This window comes from Pseudoclavibacter sp. RFBI5, from assembly GCF_002931395.1.
Lineage (GTDB): Bacteria > Actinomycetota > Actinomycetes > Actinomycetales > Microbacteriaceae > Pseudoclavibacter.
Genome location: NZ_PSYA01000010.1, coordinates 1,292,184 through 1,311,230, shown reverse-complemented (window position 1 = coordinate 1,311,230; position 19,047 = coordinate 1,292,184). Strand labels below are relative to the sequence as shown.

Annotated in this window: 19 protein-coding genes; 8 read left to right on the top strand and 11 right to left on the bottom strand. The window is 68.1% G+C overall.

The genetic code is table 11. From position 1 onward, the window contains the following. Positions 1-19: 19 nt before the first annotated feature. The 8 genes from pstA to C5E06_RS19650 form a co-directional block, all read right to left on the bottom strand. Positions 20-1,132 carry a phosphate ABC transporter permease PstA gene (pstA, locus tag C5E06_RS13015; protein ID WP_104241955.1) on the bottom strand — a complete coding sequence of 371 codons (1,113 nt, stop codon included), beginning with the start codon at positions 1,130-1,132 and terminating at the stop codon, positions 20-22. After that, positions 1,132-2,121 carry a phosphate ABC transporter permease subunit PstC gene (gene pstC, locus C5E06_RS13010; RefSeq protein WP_104241953.1) on the bottom strand — a complete coding sequence of 330 codons (990 nt, stop codon included), beginning with the start codon at positions 2,119-2,121 and terminating at the stop codon, positions 1,132-1,134. Before pstC ends, pstA begins: the two co-directional genes overlap by 1 nt. Positions 2,122-2,245: 124 nt before the next feature. After that, on the bottom strand, positions 2,246-3,343 hold the full coding sequence (locus C5E06_RS13005) for a phosphate ABC transporter substrate-binding protein PstS (protein WP_104241951.1): 1,098 nt from the start codon (positions 3,341-3,343) through the stop codon (positions 2,246-2,248). 149 nt (positions 3,344-3,492) lie between these two features. Continuing rightward, complete coding sequence (locus tag C5E06_RS13000) at positions 3,493-4,575, bottom strand: phosphate ABC transporter substrate-binding protein PstS (RefSeq protein WP_104307089.1); 1,083 nt, start codon at positions 4,573-4,575, stop codon at positions 3,493-3,495. A gap of 146 nt (positions 4,576-4,721) precedes the next feature. Next, positions 4,722-5,681, bottom strand: coding sequence for an NUDIX hydrolase (locus C5E06_RS12995; RefSeq protein ID WP_104241947.1), 960 nt, complete (start codon positions 5,679-5,681; stop codon positions 4,722-4,724). A 4-nt stretch (positions 5,682-5,685) separates the two neighbouring features. Further along, positions 5,686-7,815: an RNA degradosome polyphosphate kinase gene (locus C5E06_RS12990; protein WP_228496619.1), complete on the bottom strand. Its 2,130-nt coding sequence runs from the start codon at positions 7,813-7,815 to the stop codon at positions 5,686-5,688. Between the two features lie 127 nt (positions 7,816-7,942). After that, the gene (gene mshD, locus C5E06_RS12985) at positions 7,943-8,812 is read right to left on the bottom strand and encodes a mycothiol synthase (RefSeq protein WP_104307088.1); all 870 of its coding nucleotides are present in this window, start codon (positions 8,810-8,812) and stop codon (positions 7,943-7,945) included. Positions 8,813-8,820: 8 nt separating this feature from the next. Beyond that, positions 8,821-9,540, bottom strand: coding sequence for a winged helix family transcriptional regulator (locus C5E06_RS19650; protein ID WP_228496618.1), 720 nt, complete (start codon positions 9,538-9,540; stop codon positions 8,821-8,823). Between the two features lie 81 nt (positions 9,541-9,621). Here C5E06_RS19650 and C5E06_RS19645 point away from each other — a divergent pair, with 81 nt between their 5' ends. The 4 genes from C5E06_RS19645 to C5E06_RS12965 all read left to right on the top strand — a co-directional run bounded on the left by C5E06_RS19645 (position 9,622) and on the right by C5E06_RS12965 (position 13,009). Next, positions 9,622-9,912 (top strand): hypothetical protein, encoded by a 291-nt coding sequence (locus tag C5E06_RS19645; RefSeq protein WP_228496617.1) that lies wholly within the window; start codon positions 9,622-9,624, stop codon positions 9,910-9,912. Between the two features lie 214 nt (positions 9,913-10,126). After that, a complete protein-coding gene (locus C5E06_RS12975; RefSeq protein ID WP_104307299.1) occupies positions 10,127-10,738 on the top strand; it encodes an FABP family protein in 612 nt (203 codons plus the stop codon). After that, positions 10,731-11,936, top strand: coding sequence for a folate-binding protein YgfZ (locus C5E06_RS12970; RefSeq protein WP_104307087.1), 1,206 nt, complete (start codon positions 10,731-10,733; stop codon positions 11,934-11,936). The genes C5E06_RS12975 and C5E06_RS12970 overlap by 8 nt, the downstream gene beginning before the upstream one ends. Before the next feature lie 2 nt (positions 11,937-11,938). Further along, a complete protein-coding gene (locus C5E06_RS12965) occupies positions 11,939-13,009 on the top strand; it encodes an FUSC family protein (protein ID WP_104241939.1) in 1,071 nt (356 codons plus the stop codon). Positions 13,010-13,038: 29 nt separating this feature from the next. Here C5E06_RS12965 and C5E06_RS12960 read toward each other — a convergent pair whose 3' ends face one another. After that, complete coding sequence (locus C5E06_RS12960) at positions 13,039-13,851, bottom strand: bifunctional 2-polyprenyl-6-hydroxyphenol methylase/3-demethylubiquinol 3-O-methyltransferase UbiG (RefSeq protein WP_104307086.1); 813 nt, start codon at positions 13,849-13,851, stop codon at positions 13,039-13,041. Positions 13,852-13,923: 72 nt separating this feature from the next. Here C5E06_RS12960 and C5E06_RS12955 point away from each other — a divergent pair, with 72 nt between their 5' ends. Continuing rightward, complete coding sequence (locus C5E06_RS12955) at positions 13,924-14,673, top strand: phosphoglyceromutase (protein ID WP_104307085.1); 750 nt, start codon at positions 13,924-13,926, stop codon at positions 14,671-14,673. A gap of 137 nt (positions 14,674-14,810) precedes the next feature. On the opposite strand, the gene phoU is transcribed toward C5E06_RS12955, so the two are convergent. Then, positions 14,811-15,512 (bottom strand): phosphate signaling complex protein PhoU, encoded by a 702-nt coding sequence (gene phoU, locus C5E06_RS12950; RefSeq protein ID WP_104241934.1) that lies wholly within the window; start codon positions 15,510-15,512, stop codon positions 14,811-14,813. Positions 15,513-15,685: 173 nt separating this feature from the next. On the opposite strand from phoU, the gene C5E06_RS12945 reads away from it, so the two are divergent. Both C5E06_RS12945 and C5E06_RS12940 read left to right on the top strand, forming a co-directional pair. After that, positions 15,686-16,858, top strand: coding sequence for a cell wall metabolism sensor histidine kinase WalK (locus C5E06_RS12945; RefSeq protein ID WP_104241932.1), 1,173 nt, complete (start codon positions 15,686-15,688; stop codon positions 16,856-16,858). 97 nt (positions 16,859-16,955) lie between these two features. Then, positions 16,956-17,639, top strand: coding sequence for a response regulator transcription factor (locus tag C5E06_RS12940; protein WP_068479999.1), 684 nt, complete (start codon positions 16,956-16,958; stop codon positions 17,637-17,639). Positions 17,640-17,719: 80 nt separating this feature from the next. Here C5E06_RS12940 and C5E06_RS12935 read toward each other — a convergent pair whose 3' ends face one another. Next, complete coding sequence (locus tag C5E06_RS12935) at positions 17,720-18,319, bottom strand: DNA modification methylase (protein WP_104241930.1); 600 nt, start codon at positions 18,317-18,319, stop codon at positions 17,720-17,722. Positions 18,320-18,496: 177 nt separating this feature from the next. Between C5E06_RS12935 and C5E06_RS12930 the strand changes: the two genes are divergently transcribed. Continuing rightward, positions 18,497-18,979, top strand: a complete 483-nt coding sequence (locus C5E06_RS12930; protein WP_104241928.1) for a CarD family transcriptional regulator — start codon at positions 18,497-18,499, stop codon at positions 18,977-18,979. Positions 18,980-19,047: the final 68 nt, after the last annotated feature.

The following is a 19,047-nucleotide window of genomic DNA, read 5'->3' as shown; positions in this document are numbered from 1 at the left end:
GCCTGGTCAGTCTGACCGGTTAGCCCTTGGGGGCGAAGAGCTTGGTGATCATGCGTGCGACGAGGTTGAGCAGCATGACGATGATGAGGAGGACGAGTGCGCCTGTCCAGGCGAGGTTGAGCATGTTCTCGGCACCGGCTCCGACCTGCTGCGTGTAGGAGCGGTAGACGAAGACGGGGAGGCTCATCATGGCGCCCTGCGTCATGTTGTAGTTCATGTAGATGTTGAAGCCGGCGGCGATGAGCAGCGGCGCGCTCTCTCCGATGACGCGGGAGATGGCGAGCATGACGCCTGTCGTGATGCCGGCGAGTGCGGTGGGGAGCACGACCTTGGAGATCGTGAGCCACTTCGGCACGCCGAGCGCGTATGAGGCTTCGCGGAGCTCGTTCGGGACGAGGCGGATCATCTCTTCCGAGGAACGCACGACGGTGGGGATCATGAGCACGGTGAGGGCGATGGAGCCCGCGAGTCCGGTGCGCACGTTGGTGAGCGGGATGCCGAGCGTCTGCAGGATGAGCATGATCATCGTGTAGGCGAACAGGCCGGCGACGATCGACGGGACGCCGGTCATGACATCCACGAAGAAGTTGATGGCCTTGGAGAGGCGGCCCTTGCCGTATTCGACGAGGTAGATCGAGGTGAAGAGCCCGATCGGCACGGAGATGAGGGTCGCGACGAGGGTGATGAGGAGGGTTCCGACGATGGCGTGGATGCCGCCGCCGCCTTCCGTCACGACACCGACCATCGAGGAGGTGAAGAAGGTCATGTCGAAGCGGGCGAGCCCGTTCGCGACGAGGGTGAAGAGCAGGGAGAGCAGCGGCACGAGGGCGAGCACGAACGCGGCGGTGACGAGCGAGGTGACGAAGCGGTTCGTGGCCTGGCGGGGGCCCTCGATGATGCGGGCGATGATCCACTGGCCGGCGATGTAGAAGATCGCGCCGAGGACGGCGAAGCCGGTCCAGTTGAACTCGCCGCCGCCTGCCGCGAGGAGCAGGGTGATCACTGCGGAGAGCGCGAAGCCGCCGACGAGGATCGCGTACGGGCCCCATTTGGGGAGGCGGCCGTGCGTGAGCGGGTTGATCATCTCGGGAGACGTCTGGTTCTGGGCTGGTTTCTGCAATGTTGACGTCATCAGTTGGCTCCTGAGAATTCCTTGCGGCGGCTCACGATCCATCGTGCGAGGGAGTTCACGAGGAGGGTGATGGCGAAGAGCACGAGACCGGATGCGATGAGCACGTTGATGTCGAGGTTCGACGCTTCCGGGAAGGAGAGGGCGATGTTGGCGGCGATCGTCGACGGGTTGGTGTTCGACGTCAGCTGGAAGGTGATCACGCCGGTCGCGGAGAGGACCATGGCGACGGCCATCGTCTCGCCGAGGGCGCGGCCGAGGCCGAGCATGATGGAGGAGACCATTCCGCCGCGTGCGAAGGGCAGGACGGCCATCTTGACCATCTCCCAGCGCGTTGCGCCGAGGGCGAGCGATGCCTCTTCGTGGAGTCGCGGCGTCTGGAGGAAGACCTCGCGGGTGAGGGCGGTGACGATGGGGAGCACCATGACGGCGAGCACGATGGCGGCCGTCAGGATGGTGCGGCCCGTGGCCGACACCTGGCCCTGGAAGAAGGGGAGCCAGGAGAGGTTCTCGTTGAGCCACACGTAGAACGGCTGCACGAACGGGCCAAGCACGGTTGCACCCCAGAGGCCGAAGACGACCGAGGGGACGGCGGCGAGGAGGTCGATGACGTAGCCGAGGGGGGCGGCGAGCTTGCGCGACGCGTAGTGCGTGATGAAGAGCGCGACGCCGATGGCGACGGGCACGGCCATGAGAAGCGCGAGCAGCGAGGCCCAGAGCGTTCCGAAGATGAGCGGCAGCACGTACCAGAAGAAGTTGCCTTCGGCTTCCGGCTCGGCGAGGTTGGTCGCTCCGGCGACGAAGTGGCTGTTCTCGGCCGCATCAGGGAAGAAAGCTGGGAGCCCCTGGAAGAGCAGGAAGAAGAACACGGCGGCGAGGATCGCGAGGATGAGCGATCCGGAGAACGTCGAGAGGAAGCTGAAGACGCGGTCGCCCGGGCGCGACTTCGCCTTCACCGATGTGCCCGCGTCTGGGGCGAGTTCTGCAGTCATCTGCTGAGGGTTTCCCTAAGTCAATTGGGTGGAACGAGGCGAGCGGCGGATGAGAGCCGAATCGCCCGGTGCCATGCTTTCACAGCACGGCACCGGGCTGAAACGGATCTTCGGTGCTCGCGGACTACTTGATGGCGTCGACCGCGGCCTGGGCCTGGGTGCGGAGGTCGTCCGAGATGGGCGCGGAGCCCGCGTTCTCGGCGGCCGCATCCTGTGCCTCAGGGCTGATCACGTAGTCGAAGTAGGCCTTGACGTTGGCGCCGACGGTGGGGTCGGTGTACTCGGCGCAGCCGATGAGGTACGAGACGAGGACGATCGGGTAGACGCCTTCGGCGGAGCGGTCGAGCTCGAACGAGAGGTCGGTCGCGGCGCGGCCTTCCTCGAGCGTGGAGTTGTCGACGACGGCGGCTGCCGCCTCGGGGGAGAGCTCGACGAACTCGGAGCCCGTCTGGATCGCTGCCGTGCTGAGGTCACCGGCGGCGGATGCGTCGAGGTAGCCGATGGTGCCGTTGCCGGAGGTCAGTGCCTGCTGGACACCGGGGGTCTCCTGGGCGCCTTCACCGCCCGAGATGGGCCAGTCGTCGCTGTCCTCGAAGGTCCACACGTCGGGGGCAGCTTCGACGAGGTACGACGTGAAGTTGCCCGTCGTGCCGGACGTGTCGGAGCGGTGGACCGGCGTGATGGCGAGGTCGGGGAACGTGACGCCGGCGTTGAGCGCGGCGATCTCGGGGGCGTTCCAGTTGGTGATCTCGCCCTTGAAGATCTTGGCGAGGGTCGCGGGGTCGAGGTTGAGCGAGTCGACGCCCTCGACGTTGAACGCGACGGCGATGGGGGAGATGTAGGCGGGGATCTCGACGAGGTCGGTGCCGTCGACGCAATTGCCGAAGCCGCCTGCCTCGATCTCTTCCATCTTGAAGGCGCGGTCGGAGCCGATGAAGGCCGAGGTGCCGTTCGTGAAGTCGGTGCGGCCGGCGCCGGAGCCGCCGCCGGCGTAGTTGATCTGGATGTTCGGCTGGACGGCGGCGAAGCCGGCGATCCAGGAGGTCTGTGCGGTGCCCTGCGACGATGCGCCGGACGCGGCGAGGGTGCCCGTGAGCTGCGCTTCACCTTCAACTGCGGTTCCCGGCTCTGCTGCGGTTGGCTCGTTGCTGGCGCAAGCCGCAAGCGTGAGTGCGGCGATTGCGGCCATGGCGACCGATGCGCCTACTCGCGTGAACTTCATGGAGTTTCCCTTCGGGGACAGGTGACATTCCTTGGGATCAGTTGCGATCCGTCGGTGACGCTATGCGCGAAGGGTGACGAGGAGGGGCGGGGAAAGTGAACGGGGGGTGAACGGGCTGGGAATGCGCGCAGATTTCTTGCCGCTCCCGCTTACTTCATCTGCTCCAGGACGGGCTCGATCTGCGTCCGGAGCGCATCCGAGATGGGAGCGGAGCCGGCGGCCTCTGCCGAGGCTGACTGGCCTTCCTCGCTCACGACGAAGCTGAAGTAGGCCTTGGCGTTGGTGCCGACTGAGCTGTCGGCGTACTCGGCGCAGCCGATGAGGTAGGAGACGAGCACGATCGGGTAGACGCCAGGCGTCGTTCGGTTCAGCTCGAACGCGAGGTCGGTCGGAGCGCGTCCCGTTTCGATGGTGGAGTTGTCGACGACCGCGGCGGCCGCTTCTGGCGAGAACGGCACGAACTCGCCGCCCGTCTCGACGGAGGCGGTCGTGAGGCCGTCGGCGGCGGACGCATCCATGTAGCCGATCGTGCCGTTGGCGCGCAGGGCCTGCTGCATGCCTGCGCTCTCCTGAGCGGCCTCGCCGCTGTTCACGGGCCACTCGTCGACCTCGCCGTAGCTCCAGGCGTCGCCAGCTGCCTCGTCGAGGTACGCCGTGAAGTTGCCGGTCGTGCCCGACTTGTCGGAACGGTGCACTGGCGTGATGGCGAGCGCGGGGAGGGCCGTGTCCGGGTTGAGGGCCGCGATCTCCGGCGCATCCCACGAGTCGATGTCGCCGGAGAAGATGCCGGCGATGGCGGCTGCGTCGAGTCGCAGCTCGTCGACTCCCTCGAGCGCGAACGCGACGGCGATGGGCGAGATGTAGGCGGGGATCTCGACGAGGTCGCTGCCGTCTGCGCAGGCGCGGAACGGGCCTTCCTCGATCTCGTCGATGTCGAACGCGCGGTCCGAGCCGATGAAGGCGGAGGTGCCGTTCTGGAAGTCGGAGCGGCCCGCGCCGGAGCCGCCGCCCGCGTAGTTGACGCGCACATCCGGCTCGATGGGATAGAAGCCTGCGATCCAGGCCGTCTGCGCGACGCCCTGCGATGACGCACCGGATGCGCTCAACACGCCGTCGAGGTGCTGCGACCGCGGATCCTTGCTGACCGAGATCTCGTTGCGCGCGCATCCGCTGGTCACGAGGGCGGTGGTTGCGAGGAGCGCCAGGGCGGCGAGTGCTCGGGAGTGGTGCATCGAGATCCTTCTGCCATCAGGGGTCAGGCGAGCCCGGGTCGACCGGGATCGAACTAGGGCCTGAATCAGTATGGACGAGAAGTGGACGCGACGTGACGCGCAGGTGAACGGAGGCGGGTGCGAGAGCTCGCATCCGCCGCCGCGGATCAGGTGATCGGCCCGTGCGTCTCCGCCGCGACGACGCCCGCTCGCGGGTGGTTGACGGGGACGTGGATGACGGAGCACTCTCCGGTCGACAGCATGGCGTGGCGCGCGAGGGAGCTCGGGCGCGTCGCCGTGTGCAGGGCGATGGAGCGGATGATGGCGGGCATGACGGGGGAGTGGCTGCAGATGACCGTGCTGCGCCGTCTCGAGATGAGCTTGCGCACCACCTCGTCGAGCTCTTCCTCGTCCTTCGTGTACGAGCCCTGGGCGATGCTGCGCTCGACCTGGGGGGTCAGGTCGAGCAGTGAGCTGATGGGGGCCACGGTCGAGCGGCAGCGGACGGCATTCGAGGTGATGACCGCTTCCGGGCCGAACGAGCGGAGGATGGGCACGACCGTCTCTGCCTGCTCGAGTCCTCGGGCCGTGATGGGGCGCGAGTCGTCGTCGCCCGGCCACGACTGCGGGGGCACGGCCGTCGCGTGGCGGAGCACGAGGATCGCGAAGGTGCGGTGCAGCCCGCGCCGGTACCGGTCGGCGAAGATCTCGAGCACTTCGCGGTCTCGGTCGTAGCTGAGGAGCTTCTTGGCCTTCTTGAGCGATACCCAGTCGATGCCGTCGACCTCGTCGTTCGGCTCGAAGACATGCCCCTCGTACGCGGCGTCGTCGACCTCGGCGGTCCAGTAGTGCACCTCCTTGGGCCTGCCATTCGGCATGACGTACTCGACGTACCCGAGGGGTGCGCCGAGGGTCGCCCGGTAGCCGGTCTCCTCTTCCACCTCTCGGGCGGCCGTCTCCGGGAGCGTCTCTCCGGGGTCGACCTTGCCCTTGGGGAGGGAGTAGTCGCCGTGCCGCCCGCGGTGGATGATGAGCACCTTGAGCTTGTCGTCGGCGATGTCTTCGTGCCACAGCACAGCGCCTGCCGCGTAGACGGTGCGCGAGGCGGCAGGGATGTCGATCGTCATGCGGCTAGGCCAGCGTCGTCGGCCTGCGACGCTTGCTGATGCGTCGCATCATCTCGTCGTGCAGGTCGGTGAGCCGGTCGCCGTTCTCGTCCCTGGCGTGGCGGATCCACTCGGCGTCGGAGCCGAGGTGCCAGGTCGCGGTGGTGTCGGCCATCGCGAGGTCGAACATGCCGCCGATGTCCGCCGCGTGGTTCTCGTCGGTGATGCGCACGAGCGCCTCGATGCGGCGGTCGAGGTTGCGGTGCATCATGTCGGCTGAGCCGATGAACACGCGCTCGTCGCCGTCGTTCGCGAAGCAGAAGATGCGGGAGTGCTCGAGGTAGCGCCCGACGACGGAGCGCACTCGGATGGTCTCGCTGAGGCCGGGGACGCCGGGGCGGAGGCCGCAGATGCCGCGCACCCAGATGTCGACGGGAACGCCAGCCTGGCTGGCGCGGTAGAGCGCGTCGATGATCTCCTCGTCGACCATGGAGTTGACCTTGATGCGGATGCGGCTCGGCTTGCCGTCGAGCGCGTTCTTGCGCTCCTTGTCGATGAGGTTGAGGAGGCCGGGGCGGAGGTGCATGGGGGCGACGAGGAGGCGCGTGAACTTGCGCTCGATGGCGTAGCCGGAGAGCTGGTTGAAGAGGCGCGTGATGTCGCGGGAGATCTTCTCGTTGCACGTGAAGAGCCCGAGGTCCTCGTAGATGCGGCTCGTCTTCGGGTTGTAGTTGCCCGTGCCGATGTGGTTGTACATCTTGAGCTCGTTGTCTTCCTTGCGGATGACCTGCAGCAGCTTGCAGTGGGTCTTGAGCCCGACGGTGCCGTAGACGACGTGCACGCCGGCCTTCTCGAGCTTGCGAGCCCAGACGATGTTGTTCTGCTCGTCGAAGCGTGCCTTGATCTCGACGAGGACCAGCACCTGCTTGCCCGATTCCGCGGCCTTGATGAGGGCGTTGACGATGGGGCTGTCGCCGGAGGTGCGGTACAGGGTCTGCTTGATGGCGAGCACGTTCGGGTCGGCTGCGGCGACCTCGAGGAAGGCCTGCACGCTCGTCGAGAACGCCTCGTATGGATGCTGCACGAGCACATCGCGGCGGGCGATGGCGCCGAACATGTCGGCCTTCTCGTCGCTCTCGGACGTCCGGAAGGCGGCTGCAGTGACGGGCACGTGCGTCCGGTACTTGAGGTCGGGCCGGTTGATCGCCCCGAGCGCGAAGAGGCCGCCGAGGTCGAGGGGGCCGGGGAGGACGTACACCTCGTTGTGGGTGATGTCGAGCTCCGTCATGAGCAGCTCGAGGGTCTCGTCGTCCATGTCGTTGGAGACCTCGAGGCGGATGGGCGGGCCGAAGCGGCGGCGCAGGAGCTCCTTCTCTAGGGCCTGCAGGAGGTTCTCGGTCTCGTCCTCCTCGATCGTCATGTCCTCGTTGCGGGTGAGGCGGAACGCGTGGTGGTCGAGGATCTTCATGCCGGGGAAGACGTGCCCGAGGTGCTGGGCGATGAGGTCCTCGAGGAGGATGAAGCGGGCCTTGCCGTGGTCGGACTGCAGCGGGTAGAAGCGCGGCAGCACGGGGGGCACCTTGAGGCGGGCGAACTCCTCCTTCTCGCTGCGGGGGTTGTAGACCCGCACGGAGATGTTGAGGGAGAGGCCCGAGATGTAGGGGAACGGATGCACGGGGTCGACGGCGAGCGGCATCAGCACGGGGAAGATCTGCTCGTCGAAGAGGTCGCCGAGCTCGACGCGCTCGGCGTCGGAGAGCTCGTCCCAGCTGACGATGTGGATGCCCTGGTCGGCGAGCTCCGGGCGCACGCTGCCGTTGAAGATCGCGGCGTGCCGCTTCTGCAGCTCGTAGGCCTTCGAGCGGATCGTGTCGAGCGCCTCCTGCGGCGGAACTCCAGCGGGGGTCGGGACGGCGAGGCCGGTCGCGATGCGGCGCTTGAGGCCTGCGACTCGCACCATGAAGAACTCGTCGAGGTTCGACGAGAAGATGGCGAGGAAGTTCGCACGCTCGAGGAGGGGCGTCGAGGGGTCCTCGCCGAGTTCGAGCACACGCTGGTTGAACGCGAGCCAGCTCAGCTCGCGGTCGACGAAGCGGCTGCGCGGCATCTCCTGCGAGTCTGCACCGGCCTCGGGGGCGCGGAGTTCGATAGTCATGCGGTCATCCTTCCAGGTGTGCGGAGAGGAACGGCGTCTTGTCGTCCGAGTCTCGCGGGAGTTCGTCCCTGTCCTGCAGGAATCGGGGGTTCCTGCCGGTGAAGATCAGCAGAGTCACGCGAACGGATCATGAACGGGTGCGTCGGTACTGCACGTCGATCGAGAGCTGCTCGTAGCCGAGAGAGCGGTAGAGCGAGCGTGCGGCGTCGTTGTCGCCTTCGACGTAGAGGGAGGTGCGCTCGGCACCCGTCGCGTGCATTCGCTCGAGGCCTGCCTGCATGAGCGCTCGGCCGAGCCCGCGGCCGGCGGCCTGGGGGGCGACGCCGACGACGTAGATCTCGACCTCATCGCCTTCGCGCTTGAGCCAGTTGTAGCCGAGCAGCGTGCCGTCGGCGTCGCGCAGCAGGAGGAAGTCGTCGGCGTCGAACCAGTCGGTCGACTGCCGCGCTTGGAGGCCGGGGGCGTCGAGTGCGCCCTGCTCTGGGTGGCTGCGGAAGACGATGGCGTTCAGGGCCAGGAAGTCGTCGGCGTCGGCGGGGGTGAAGGGCGAGATCGAGTATCCCTCGGGGGATGGCGCCGCCTCGGCGTCCGCCGCGGTGAGGGGGCGACCGAGCTTCAGGAGCGTGCGCACGGCGTCGAGGCCACGGGAGGAGGCGAGCGCGGAGGCGCCCACCAGGTTGCCGTGGGCCCAGAAGACCGGCGCGGCCTCGCCCTCAGCGGCGACGGCGTCGAAGAGCTCGCCGCCAAGGCCTCGCCGCCGGTGCTCCGGATGCACGACGAGCTCTCCCTCGACGGTTCCGTCGTCGAGGTCCCGCGTGAGGGCCGCGGCGATGAGCCTGCCGGCATCGTCGATGGCCGTCAGTCGCCGCTCGCCGAGCGACAGGAGCGTGTCCTCGTTGAACGGGGCGACACCGTCAGCCGCAGTTGCGGCGTCTGCGAGTTCGCGGACCTCCGCACTTCGAGGCGCAGCCGACGCGGCAGTGGAGAGATCGGGCATCGGTGCTCCTAGGGGGTGGTGGCGTCGTCGAGCGATGAGCCGCCGGTGGGCACCGGCTCGTCCCGGGCCGCTTCGCCGTTGCGCAGGAGCCGGTAGCCGACGTTGCGCACCGTGCCGATGACGCTCTCCTGATCGCCGAGCTTGGCGCGCAGGCGTCGCACGTGCACGTCGACCGTGCGCGTGCCGCCGAAGTAGTCGTAGCCCCACACCTCGCTCAGCAGCCGCTCACGCGTGAACACGTGGTCGGGGTGCGAGGCGAGATACCGCAGCAGCTCGAACTCCTTGAACGTCAGGTCGAGGGTGCGCCCTCGATACCTGGCCGTGTAGCTGTGCTCGTCGATCGTCAACGGACCGATGGCGATCGTGCCGCTCGGCTCCTCGACCGCCGCCTGGGGGCGGAGGAGACGGATGCGCGCATCCACCTCGGCCGGCCCGGCCGTTCGCAGGATGACGTCGCCGATGCCCCAGTCGGAGGAGATGGCGGGGAGGCCGCCTTCCGTGATGGCGAGCAGCACAGGAACGGACGACTCGATCGTGTTGAGCACGCCGCACAGGCGCTTCGCGCTCGGGAGGTCGCTCGTGCCATCGATGATGTTCGCGTCCGCCTGGGGAGCGGATGCGAGGGCTGACGCGGTCGGTGGGAGCACCCGGACGCGGTGCGCCAGAAGTGTGAGGGAAGGGAGAGCGTGCTCGACGCCGCCGGCGCTGAACAAGAGGACGTCTGCCAAATGTGGCCTCCTCGATGTTTGGTCGGACTCGCTGGCTAGTCTACGCACCCTCGGGACAGCTCCAGCGTGCACAATGGGGCAATGACCCGCGAACGAGTGAGCATCGGCATCGTCTGGCTGGCTGCAGTGGTCGGAGTGTTCGGCGTTGCGATCCTCGCGGATCCCTCGCGGCACCTGGTCTGGGTGAGCATCCTCATGCTCACGCTCATCTGCCTGACCTGCCTCCTGCAGCTGCGCCTGCAGGAGAGCGACGGGTTCATCATGCGGATGAGTCTCAGCCTGGTCGGAGCCCTGGTCGTGCTTGGCGTCGCCTCGCTCGGCTTCGCGATGCTCGGCGGCGACGCGGTCGTCGGAACACCGAGTCACAGCTGAACCGCGCCGCCCTTCGCGCGCGGCCGCAATGGCTAGGATGGACGGCATGGACACCGTGCTTGTTATCGAAATCATCTTCACCGGCTTGTTGGTGCTCGCGCTCATCGCCATCAGCTTCGTCTCCGTGGTTGTGCTGAAGAACCTCTTCAAGGGTCAGAACTAGCCAGCCCCCGTAGGGCGCCGCAGCTGCTGGATCGAGAGGAAACCCCCGATGGTGTACGACATCCCAACTGACCTCCCTCCCGAGATCGTGCCGCTCTCCTGGCTGCTCGGCGTGTGGGAGGGCACTGGCCACGTCGAGTACAAGGTGGGCGAGGAAGTGCGCGAGCAGGCCTTCCGCCAACGTGTGAGCTTCAGCCACGACGGCCTTCCCTACCTCAACTACTCCGCGCAGCTGTGGCTCGAGGAGGGCACGGGCGACGAGCCCGTGCAGGTGCCGCTCACGGGCGAGACCGGATTCTGGCGGCTGGCGCGCACGAGGGACGACGGCGATGTCGGTCCCGGCTACCTTCCCCCGACGGCCCCCGCCACCATCACCGATGCGGACGGCGTCGAGGGGCTCCGCGACGACGAGCAGGCGTTCCCGCTCGAGGTCTCCGTCGTGCACCCGACCGGACTCCTCGAGCGCTACAGCGGCAGCGCGCGCGGGCCGCGAATCGACTTGAAGACCGAGGAAGTCCTGCTCGCGCCCGGCGCGAAGGAGTTCACCGCGTCCACCCGCATGTACGGCTACGTGGCGGGGGAGCTGCTGTGGGCCTGGGACATCGCCGCCCTCGGCCAGGAGCTCGCGACCCACGCGTCGGCGAAGCTGGCCAAGCTTGACTGAGTACCCCGTCTCGAACGAGCCCTCGTCTGTCGCCGACGAGCCTCAGCCGTACCGTTCGCCCTTCCTCGCGCTCCCCGGCGCGGTGGAGGGCGTCGGCATCGACGCGGGTGTCGCCTGGCACTACGGGCAGGTGACGGCCGACCAGCGTGAGCTCGCAGCGGGCCGCTCCATCGTGGATGCCTCGCACCTCGGTGTCATCCGCCTCACGGGTGCCGACCGGCTCACCTGGCTCGACTCGCTCACCTCGCAGCGGCTCACGACCCTCGAGCCCGGGCAGAGTGCTGAGACGCTGCTCCTCGACATCCAGGGGCACATCGAGCACGGCGCTGCCGTGCTCGACGACGGTACGGCGACCTGGCTCATCACCGAGCGCGAGTCGGCTCCCGTGTTCGCGGCCTGGCTGAACCGGATGCGGTTCCTCCTCGACGTGCAGGTCGCCGAGGTCACGGACCAGTTCGCAGTCGTCGCGACGCTCGGCCAGCTCGACCTCGGTGCGGCGGCCCCCAACGGCACGCCGCTCGTCTGGAACGACCCGTGGGCCACTCCTCCCGCACACGGCTGGAGCTACTCGCAGTTCCCGGTCATCCCCGCCGACGGCGCGGTCGACGCGCACCCCGGAGCCGACTTCCCGGTGAAGCTGCATGTCCTCGAGCGCGCGAGCCTGCAGGAGCTCGTCGACCGCGCACTGGCGGGCGAGCTGCCCGTCGCAGGCATGCACGCGTTCGAGGCGCTCCGCATCGCGGCGCTCCGTCCCCGCCTCGGGGCTGAGGTCGACTCGAGGGCGATCCCGCACGAGTTCGACTGGCTCCGCAGCGCTGTCCACCTCGAGAAGGGCTGCTACCGCGGGCAGGAGACGGTCGCGAAGGTCCACTTCCTCGGTCGTCCGCCGCGCAGGATCGTCCTCCTCGACCTGGACGGCTCGCTCGGCGAGCTTCCCGTGGCCGGCAGCACGCTTTCGGTCGAGGGCGACGCCAAGGCGCAGACGGTCGGACGCATCAGCTCGGTCGCGATCCATCACGAGGACGGCCCCATCGCGTTGGCGCTCGTGAAGCGCTCGCTCGCGGAAGACGCCTCGCTTGTCGTGGAGCTCGCCGACGGGCAGCAGGTCTCGGCGAGCGCGACGACGATCGTGTCGCCGACGGCTGGCCGCGCGGCGGACGTGCCCCGCCTGCCGCGCCTCGAGCGTCGCGGGCAGTAGACATGTCGGCTCCGGCGGCTGGCGTCGGGGCCGCGTTCGCCCGTCTGCGGGCCTCGCTTCCGGCGGTGCTGCAGATCACGGCGGCGGCCTTCGCCGCATACGCGATCGCGCACTGGGGGCTCGGGCATCCCATCCCGTTCCTCGCCGTGACGGTCGCGATCACGAGCCTCGGCCTGCAGCGCGACGCCCGCCCGCGTCGGGTCTTCGACACGGCGCTCGGCATCACCTTCGGGGTACTGCTCTCCAACCTCTCGCTCCTGCTCTTCGGGCGCGGCGTGTGGCAGGTGACCGTCGTCCTCGCGGTCGTGCTCCTGCTCGCGCGGCTCGTGCACCCGAGCCCCGGGTTCGCGATCGGCGCCGCCGTGCAGGCGTCGCTGGTGCAGCTCATCCCCGTCCAGGGCGTCGGCGAGTACTCGCGCCTCCTCGACGCGGTCATCGGGGGAGCGGTGGCCATCGCGGCGACCGCGCTCATCCCGCGCAACGCGTCGGCGCTCGCGAAGAACGAGGCCAAGGGGCTCATCGGCGCGCTCGCCCAGGCGCTCGGCGATATCTCGCAGGCCCTGCGCAGGGGAGACAGCGACGCAGGCCTCGCTGCGCTCGAGGAGCTGCGCATGACGCAGGCCACGCTCGACGCCTGGTCGACCGAGCTCGAGAGCGCCGCATCCATCGCCCGGATCTCGCCGTTCATGCGCCACCATCGCGGGAGGGTCGAGCGGATGGCGGAACTGCGAACGAGCATCGACCTCGCCACGCGCAATCTCCGGGTGGTCGCGCGGCGTGCCTGGTCGCTGTCGTGGGATGGTCGCCACCGCGAGGAGCTCGCCGATCTCCTCGGCGACATCCAGTCGGGGATGCTCGAGCTCCAGCTCGGTCTCGACGACGACGCGATGCTCCACCAGTCGCGCCAGACGCTGCTCATCGCGGCGGCCAGGCTGGAGCCGGAGCACCTGCACGGAGCGCAGCTCGGCGACTCGGTGCTGCTCATGCAGTGCAGGCCCCTCGTCGTCGACCTGCTCATCGCGAGCGGCATGGAGGCGGAGGCCGCTCGCACGGCCCTCCCCGAGGTCCACTAGTCGCCGCGCCGTGGCCCCCGACGCGCGGACTACGAGGGTGCGAGCGCGCCGGAGGCGGGGGCAACGGCGTCCCACGAGACCGTGATCTCGCCGAGGCGCCAGCGCTTCCGCGAGTCGGCGAGCGGCCAGCCGGCCGCGCGCATCCGCTCGCACACGGCGATGAAGCGCTGCCTCGCGCCGAACGTCTGTCGTGGGGCCTCCCGCTGCCAGGCGTCGTCGAGCGCCTTCAGGTACTCGTGCACGCCTTCGCCAGGCACGTTGCGGTGGATGAGGGCCTTCGGCAGCCGTTCGGCAACCACGAGCGGAGACTCGAGACTGGCGGTGTGCAGCGAGACCGTGAACGTCCGAGGTCCGGCCGCGTCGACGCCGATCCAGGACGATACGCGGCCGACCTCGTTGCATGTTCCCTCGACGAGCAGGCCGCCTGGCGCGAGTCGACCGGTCATCCGGGCCCAGGCCTCGGCGACTTCCGACTCGTCGTACTGCCGCAGCACGTTCATGGCTCGGATGACACTCGGCTGCTCGCCGCCGGGAGTCGGCACCTCGAAGCCACCGACGGCGAAGCTCACTCGGCCCGCGAGCTCTGGCCGATCGGCGAGCTGCGCTCTGGCGAGCGCCACGCGCCCCGGGTCGATCTCGAGGCCGTGCACTCGCACCTCGGGAGAGGCCCGTCGGAGGCGATCCGCCAGCTCGAATGCCGTCGCGCCGCTCGCCCCGTAGCCCAGGTCGACGACAAGCGGGCGCGGGGCGGACTGCAGCGCGGGGTGCTCCGCGATCCAGCGGTCGACTCTCCGCAGGCGGTTCGTTCCCGTCGTTCCGCGTGTGAGTCGACCCAATGGCATGCGACGAGACTATTTCAGCTTCGGTCTCCTCGCCGTCGCACGCGGGTCACCCCCACTCGGTACGCTTGGACCATGACTGAAGCGCTGACCCTCATCCTGGTCCGTCACGGACAGAGCGAATGGAACGAGAAGAACCTCTTTACCGGCTGGGTGGATGTTGAGCTCACCGAGCAGGGCCGCGAAGAGGGTGCCCGCGCGGGCCGCCTCATCCGCGAGTCCGGCCTCAAGCCCAACGTGCTCTACACGTCGCTGCTCACGCGCGCGATCGACACCGCGAACCTCGCGCTGAAGGAAGCCGGCCGCGGCTGGATCGACGTCGAGCGCACGTGGCGCCTCAACGAGCGCCACTACGGCGACCTGCAGGGCAAGGACAAGGCCCAGGTCCGCGACCAGTACGGCGAGGAGCAGTTCATGGAGTGGCGCCGCTCGTACGACACGCCGCCGCCCGCCCTCGACGACAGCAGCGAGTTCTCGCAGGCGCACGACGAGCGCTACGCGGACCTCGGCGATGAGCTGCCCCGCACGGAGTGCCTGAAGGACGTCCTCGTTCGCTTCCTCCCGTACTGGGAAGAGGAGGTGCTGCCGACGCTCGTGAAGCGCGGCACCGTCATGGTGGCCGCCCACGGCAACAGCCTGCGTGCGCTCGTGAAGCACCTCGAGGGCATCAGCGACGACGACATCGCCGCCGTGAACATCCCGACCGGCATGCCCCTGGTCTACCATTTCGACCCCGAGACGCACGAAGTCCTCGGCAAGGGCGAGTACCTCGACCCGGAGGCAGCAGCCGCAGGAGCTGCCGCGGTCGCGTCGCAGGGCAAGTAGCACCGGGCCTCGCTGAACAGCAGAACGGCGGATGCTCCAGGAGAATCTCCTGGAGCATCCGCCGTTCTGCTGCTGCTCAGAGCCGGGCCGTTTTTCACCCTCGGGCTGTCACGCCCGGCCCTGAGGACCCGAGACGCCTAGGCGCCGGGGGTGACCGGGGCGACCGGAGTGGAGGGCTCCTTCTCCTGCATCCACTCGCCGCTGGTCAGGTACTGCACCTTCTGTGCGATCGAGACCGCGTGGTCGGCGAAGCGCTCGAAGTAGCGGCTCGCGAGCGTCGCGTCGACGACCTCGACGCTCTGCGCCTGGATGTCGTCGGACAGGAGCGCGTCGAACGTGCTGCGGTGCAGGTCGTCGATCTGCGTGTCGCTCGCCTTGATCTCGTCGGCGATGCGGTTCGTCTCCTCGTCGTTGCCCGCGTCGAGCAGGGCGACGAGCTGACGGGCGACGGCCACGTCGAGGCGGCTCATCTCGGCGAACACGGGACGAAGCGTGTTCGGGCCGACACCGCCGGGGAAGCGGTAGCGAGCGAGCGCCGCGATGTGCGCCGCGAGGTCGCCCATGCGCTCGAGCGAGGAGCTGATGCGCAGCGCGCTCACGACGAGGCGCAGGTCGCGCGCGACGGGTGACTGGCGGGCGATGATCTCGATGGTGTGCTCATCGAGGGCGATGGCGAGCTCGTCGATGCGGGCATCGTCGGAGATGACCTGCTCGGCGAGGGCGACATCGGAGGTGGTGAACGCAACGGCGGCGCGCTGCATGGCGGACTCGACGTGGCGGGCGATCTCCACGAGGCCGTTGCTGACCTCAGCGAGTTCCTGCTGGAAAACTTCGCGCATGTTTATCCTCTTGTTTCGTGGCAACGGGCGATGTGCCGCTGCCCGCGTTTCTAGGCAGACCGGTCGCCCAGTCCCTCTGGGAGTGACTCTGCTCTCACGGGCGATTCTACGGAGCCAAGGTAACCGACTCGTGTACGACGGGTGTCGAGTCCGCTGGCCCATATGCTGGGCACATGGACTCGTCCGTCGCAGTGGTCCTTGCGATCGTACTCGGCTTCCTCTTGGGTGCAGGTTTTGTCTGGCTGCTCCACGTCGCCTCGGTACGTCAGGCAAAGGCAAGAGCTGCATTCTCCCCCCGCCTCCCCGAGGGCATCGAGCATCTGCTCGGCGCCCTCGACTCGATCGTGATCGTCACCGACCCGTCCAGGAATGTCTACCAGTCCTCCCCGGGGGCTACGTCGAAGGGGCTCGTCCGTGCCGGCGGGCGCCTCGACGAGCGTGTCGGGGCCGTCGTGGATGAGGCGAGGCGTCAGGGCGAGGCGGTCACCAAGGACCTCGAGATCGCCCGTGGCCCCTTCGGGCGCTCGGAGATCCACGTGAGGGTGCGTGCGGCGCCCCTCTCGACGCGGTTCTTCCTGGTGCTCGCGGAGGATCGCACGGAGGCGCTTCGCGTCGAGAGCGTGCGCCGGGACTTCGTGGCCAACGTCAGTCACGAGCTCAAGACCCCCATCGGCGCGGTCACCCTGCTCGCGGAGGCTATCGCAGAGTCTGCGGGTGACGTGGAGCAGGTCAAGTACTTCACGGGGCGGCTCAGCAAGGAGAGCCTGCGCCTCGCCTCGATCACCAACGAGCTCATCGAGCTGTCCAGGCTGCAGTCGAGCGACTCCCTCGCAGACCCGGAGCTCCTCTCGATCCACGAGATCCTCTCGCTCGCCGTCGACCAGTCGCGCGTGCCCGCCGAGGTGGCCGGCGTCGACATCGTGCTCGGCGACGACGTGGATGCGTTCGTCTACGGCGAGCGGGCTCACCTCCTCATGTGCTTCACGAACCTCGTGTCCAACGCGGTCCAGTACTCGTCGCCGAACTCGCGCGTGGGGATCGGCACGCGACTCGTCGACGACACCGTCGAGGTCGCCATCTCGGACCAGGGCATCGGCATCGCCCCGGAGGATCAGGGGCGCATCTTCGAGCGCTTCTTCCGCGTCGACCAGGCCCGTTCCCGACGCACCGGCGGCACGGGCCTCGGCCTGAGCATCGTGCGGCACGTGGCCGAGAACCACGGCGGCGACGTGCGCGTCTGGTCGCAGCCCGGGAAGGGATCGACGTTCACGGTTCGCCTCCCCTCCGCCGATTCCGTCGTCGCGGAGATCGACCTGCAGCGCTTCACCGAGCGCCGCTCAGCCTGAGACGCGTCGGGCGGCCCCGACCGACGGCACGCCGTCGAACGGGCGCGGCCCTTGGCACGTCACTCAATGTTCACGAAAGATATGCACAATGGCCTCCGTGACCCGCATCCTTCTCGTCGAAGACGAATCCGCACTGCATGAGCCGCTCTCCTTCCTCCTCGGACGGGAGGGGTACGAGGTCGCTGTCGCCGAGACGGGCCTCGACGCCCTCGACCTGTTCGACCGTGATGGTGCCGACCTGGTGCTCCTCGACCTCATGCTCCCTGGCGTCCCCGGGACCGAGGTGTGCAAGCAGATCCGCCTCACGTCGAAGGTGCCCATCATCATGCTCACGGCCAAGGACAGCGAGGTCGACATCGTCGTCGGTCTCGAGCTGGGTGCCGACGACTACGTCACGAAGCCGTACTCCACGCGCGAGCTGCTGGCCCGCGTGCGCGCCGTGCTCCGCCGCAACGAGCAGGAGGACGAGGGCGAGGATGACAGCATCATCGAGGTCGGCGAGGTTCGCATGGACCTCGACCGGCACACTCTGCAGGTCTCGGGCAAGGTGACCCCCATGCCGTTGAAGGAGTACGAGCTGCTCGAGTACCTGATGCGGAACTCGGGGCGCGTGCTCACGCGTGGGCAGCTCATCGACCGTGTCTGGGGGCCGGACTACTACGGCGACACCAAGACGCTCGACGTGCACATCAAGCGCATCCGCAGCCGCATCGAGGAGAAGCCGTCGACCCCCGTGCGCCTCGTGACGGTGCGCGGGCTCGGCTACCGCTACGAGGGCTGAGCGACTCGCAGACGGCGCAACACGAGAAGGGCGCATCCACTCACGTGGATGCGCCCTTCTCGGCAGTCTGCGTGCGTCGGCTAGGCCGTGCCGCCTTCTTCCGGTACCTCGGTGGGTGCCGGCGTGGGGGCGATGCTCGGCGGTGCCGCGGGCGGCTCGGTCTGGGCAGGGCCGGGAACGAGCGTCGAGTACTCCGGCAGCGTGCCGTCGAGCACGGGGACGGTCACTGCCTGCATGGTCTGGACGCCGTCGAGGGTCGCCGTGAAGTCGACGTCGTGGGTGGAGCCCGGGGTGAAGTCCATGCCTTCGAGGAGCACGGTCGCGCCCTCGCCGAAGCCCACCTGCGTGACGCCTGCGGATGCGTCGACGGGAACGGTCACGACGACCTCCTGCTCGACGCCGTTGATGAGTCCCGTGTACGTGATGTCGAGCGAGCCGGCGCTGCCCGTGTGGTTGACGACCGAGAAGATGAGGTTCGCTCGGTCGGTCACGTCGGTGCCGACCAGCGTGTCGGTGATGAGGATGGCGTTGCGGACCTCGAGGTCGCCGACGTTGGCGTTCGTGCCGTCGCTCGCCGAGTACTGCGTCGTGGTTCGCTGGGGGGAGATGTAGTTGCAGCCGGCAAGCCCAACCGCGACTGCGGCGGCAAGGGTGACGGACGCGACGGCGCGGATCTTCACGTCTGGAGCCTCCAGGTTCGGACCGTGCGGCTGTCGCCGCACGAATTCACAGGATGCAGGAAGCCTATCTGATCCAGGTGCCCCTCCTGGACGAAGCGGCGGCGGACTCTACCACCCCAGTCCTCGAATGAGCCGTTTTGACATGGTACTCTTAGGTGCCGAAAGGGGCTTGTATTTATGCAGTTTGAGGTCGGGGAGACAGTCGTCTATCCCCATCACGGCGCGGCCACCATTTCAGAGGTGAAGATCCGAGTCATCAAGGGCGAAGAGAAGATGTTCCTCAAGTTGAACGTTGCACAGGGAGACCTCGTCATCGAGGTTCCTGCTGACAACGTCGACCTGGTAGGAGTACGCGACGTCATCGGACAGGACGGTCTCGACCGTGTGTTCGAGGTGCTGCGCGCCCCCATCACCGAGGAGCCGACGAACTGGTCCCGCAGGTACAAGTCGAATCTTGAGAAGCTCGCCTCCGGCGATGTCATCAAGGTGTCGGAGGTCGTGCGCGACCTCTGGCGACGCGATCAGGATCGGGGCCTCTCTGCGGGTGAGAAGCGAATGCTCGCGAAGGCCAGGCAGATCCTCGTCTCGGAGCTCGCGCTCGCCGAGAAGACCGACGAGGAGAAGGCCGGCGACGTCCTCGACAAGGTCCTCGCTTCCTAGTCAGCACTCCGGGTGGTTCTGCGGCTCGTGAGGGTCGTTCAACGCACACCATGCGCTTTGCCGTCAGG

Bases quoted from the DNA above. Each gene is read 5' to 3' on its own strand.
- C5E06_RS12995 (WP_104241947.1), bottom strand. From the start codon at position 5,681: ATGACGATCGACATCCCTGCCGCCTCGCGCACCGTCTACGCGGCAGGC.
- C5E06_RS13000 (WP_104307089.1), bottom strand. From the start codon at position 4,575: ATGCACCACTCCCGAGCACTCGCCGCCCTGGCGCTCCTCGCAACCACC.
- C5E06_RS12960 (WP_104307086.1), bottom strand. From the start codon at position 13,851: ATGCCATTGGGTCGACTCACACGCGGAACGACGGGAACGAACCGCCTG.
- C5E06_RS13005 (WP_104241951.1), bottom strand. From the start codon at position 3,343: ATGAAGTTCACGCGAGTAGGCGCATCGGTCGCCATGGCCGCAATCGCC.
- phoU (WP_104241934.1), bottom strand. From the start codon at position 15,512: ATGCGCGAAGTTTTCCAGCAGGAACTCGCTGAGGTCAGCAACGGCCTC.
- pstA (WP_104241955.1), bottom strand. From the start codon at position 1,132: ATGACGTCAACATTGCAGAAACCAGCCCAGAACCAGACGTCTCCCGAG.
- C5E06_RS12930 (WP_104241928.1), top strand. From the start codon at position 18,497: ATGCAGTTTGAGGTCGGGGAGACAGTCGTCTATCCCCATCACGGCGCG.
- pstC (WP_104241953.1), bottom strand. From the start codon at position 2,121: ATGACTGCAGAACTCGCCCCAGACGCGGGCACATCGGTGAAGGCGAAG.
- C5E06_RS12955 (WP_104307085.1), top strand. From the start codon at position 13,924: ATGACTGAAGCGCTGACCCTCATCCTGGTCCGTCACGGACAGAGCGAA.
- C5E06_RS12990 (WP_228496619.1), bottom strand. From the start codon at position 7,815: ATGACTATCGAACTCCGCGCCCCCGAGGCCGGTGCAGACTCGCAGGAG.
- C5E06_RS19645 (WP_228496617.1), top strand. From the start codon at position 9,622: ATGACCCGCGAACGAGTGAGCATCGGCATCGTCTGGCTGGCTGCAGTG.
- mshD (WP_104307088.1), bottom strand. From the start codon at position 8,812: ATGCCCGATCTCTCCACTGCCGCGTCGGCTGCGCCTCGAAGTGCGGAG.
- C5E06_RS12965 (WP_104241939.1), top strand. From the start codon at position 11,939: ATGTCGGCTCCGGCGGCTGGCGTCGGGGCCGCGTTCGCCCGTCTGCGG.
- C5E06_RS12945 (WP_104241932.1), top strand. From the start codon at position 15,686: ATGGACTCGTCCGTCGCAGTGGTCCTTGCGATCGTACTCGGCTTCCTC.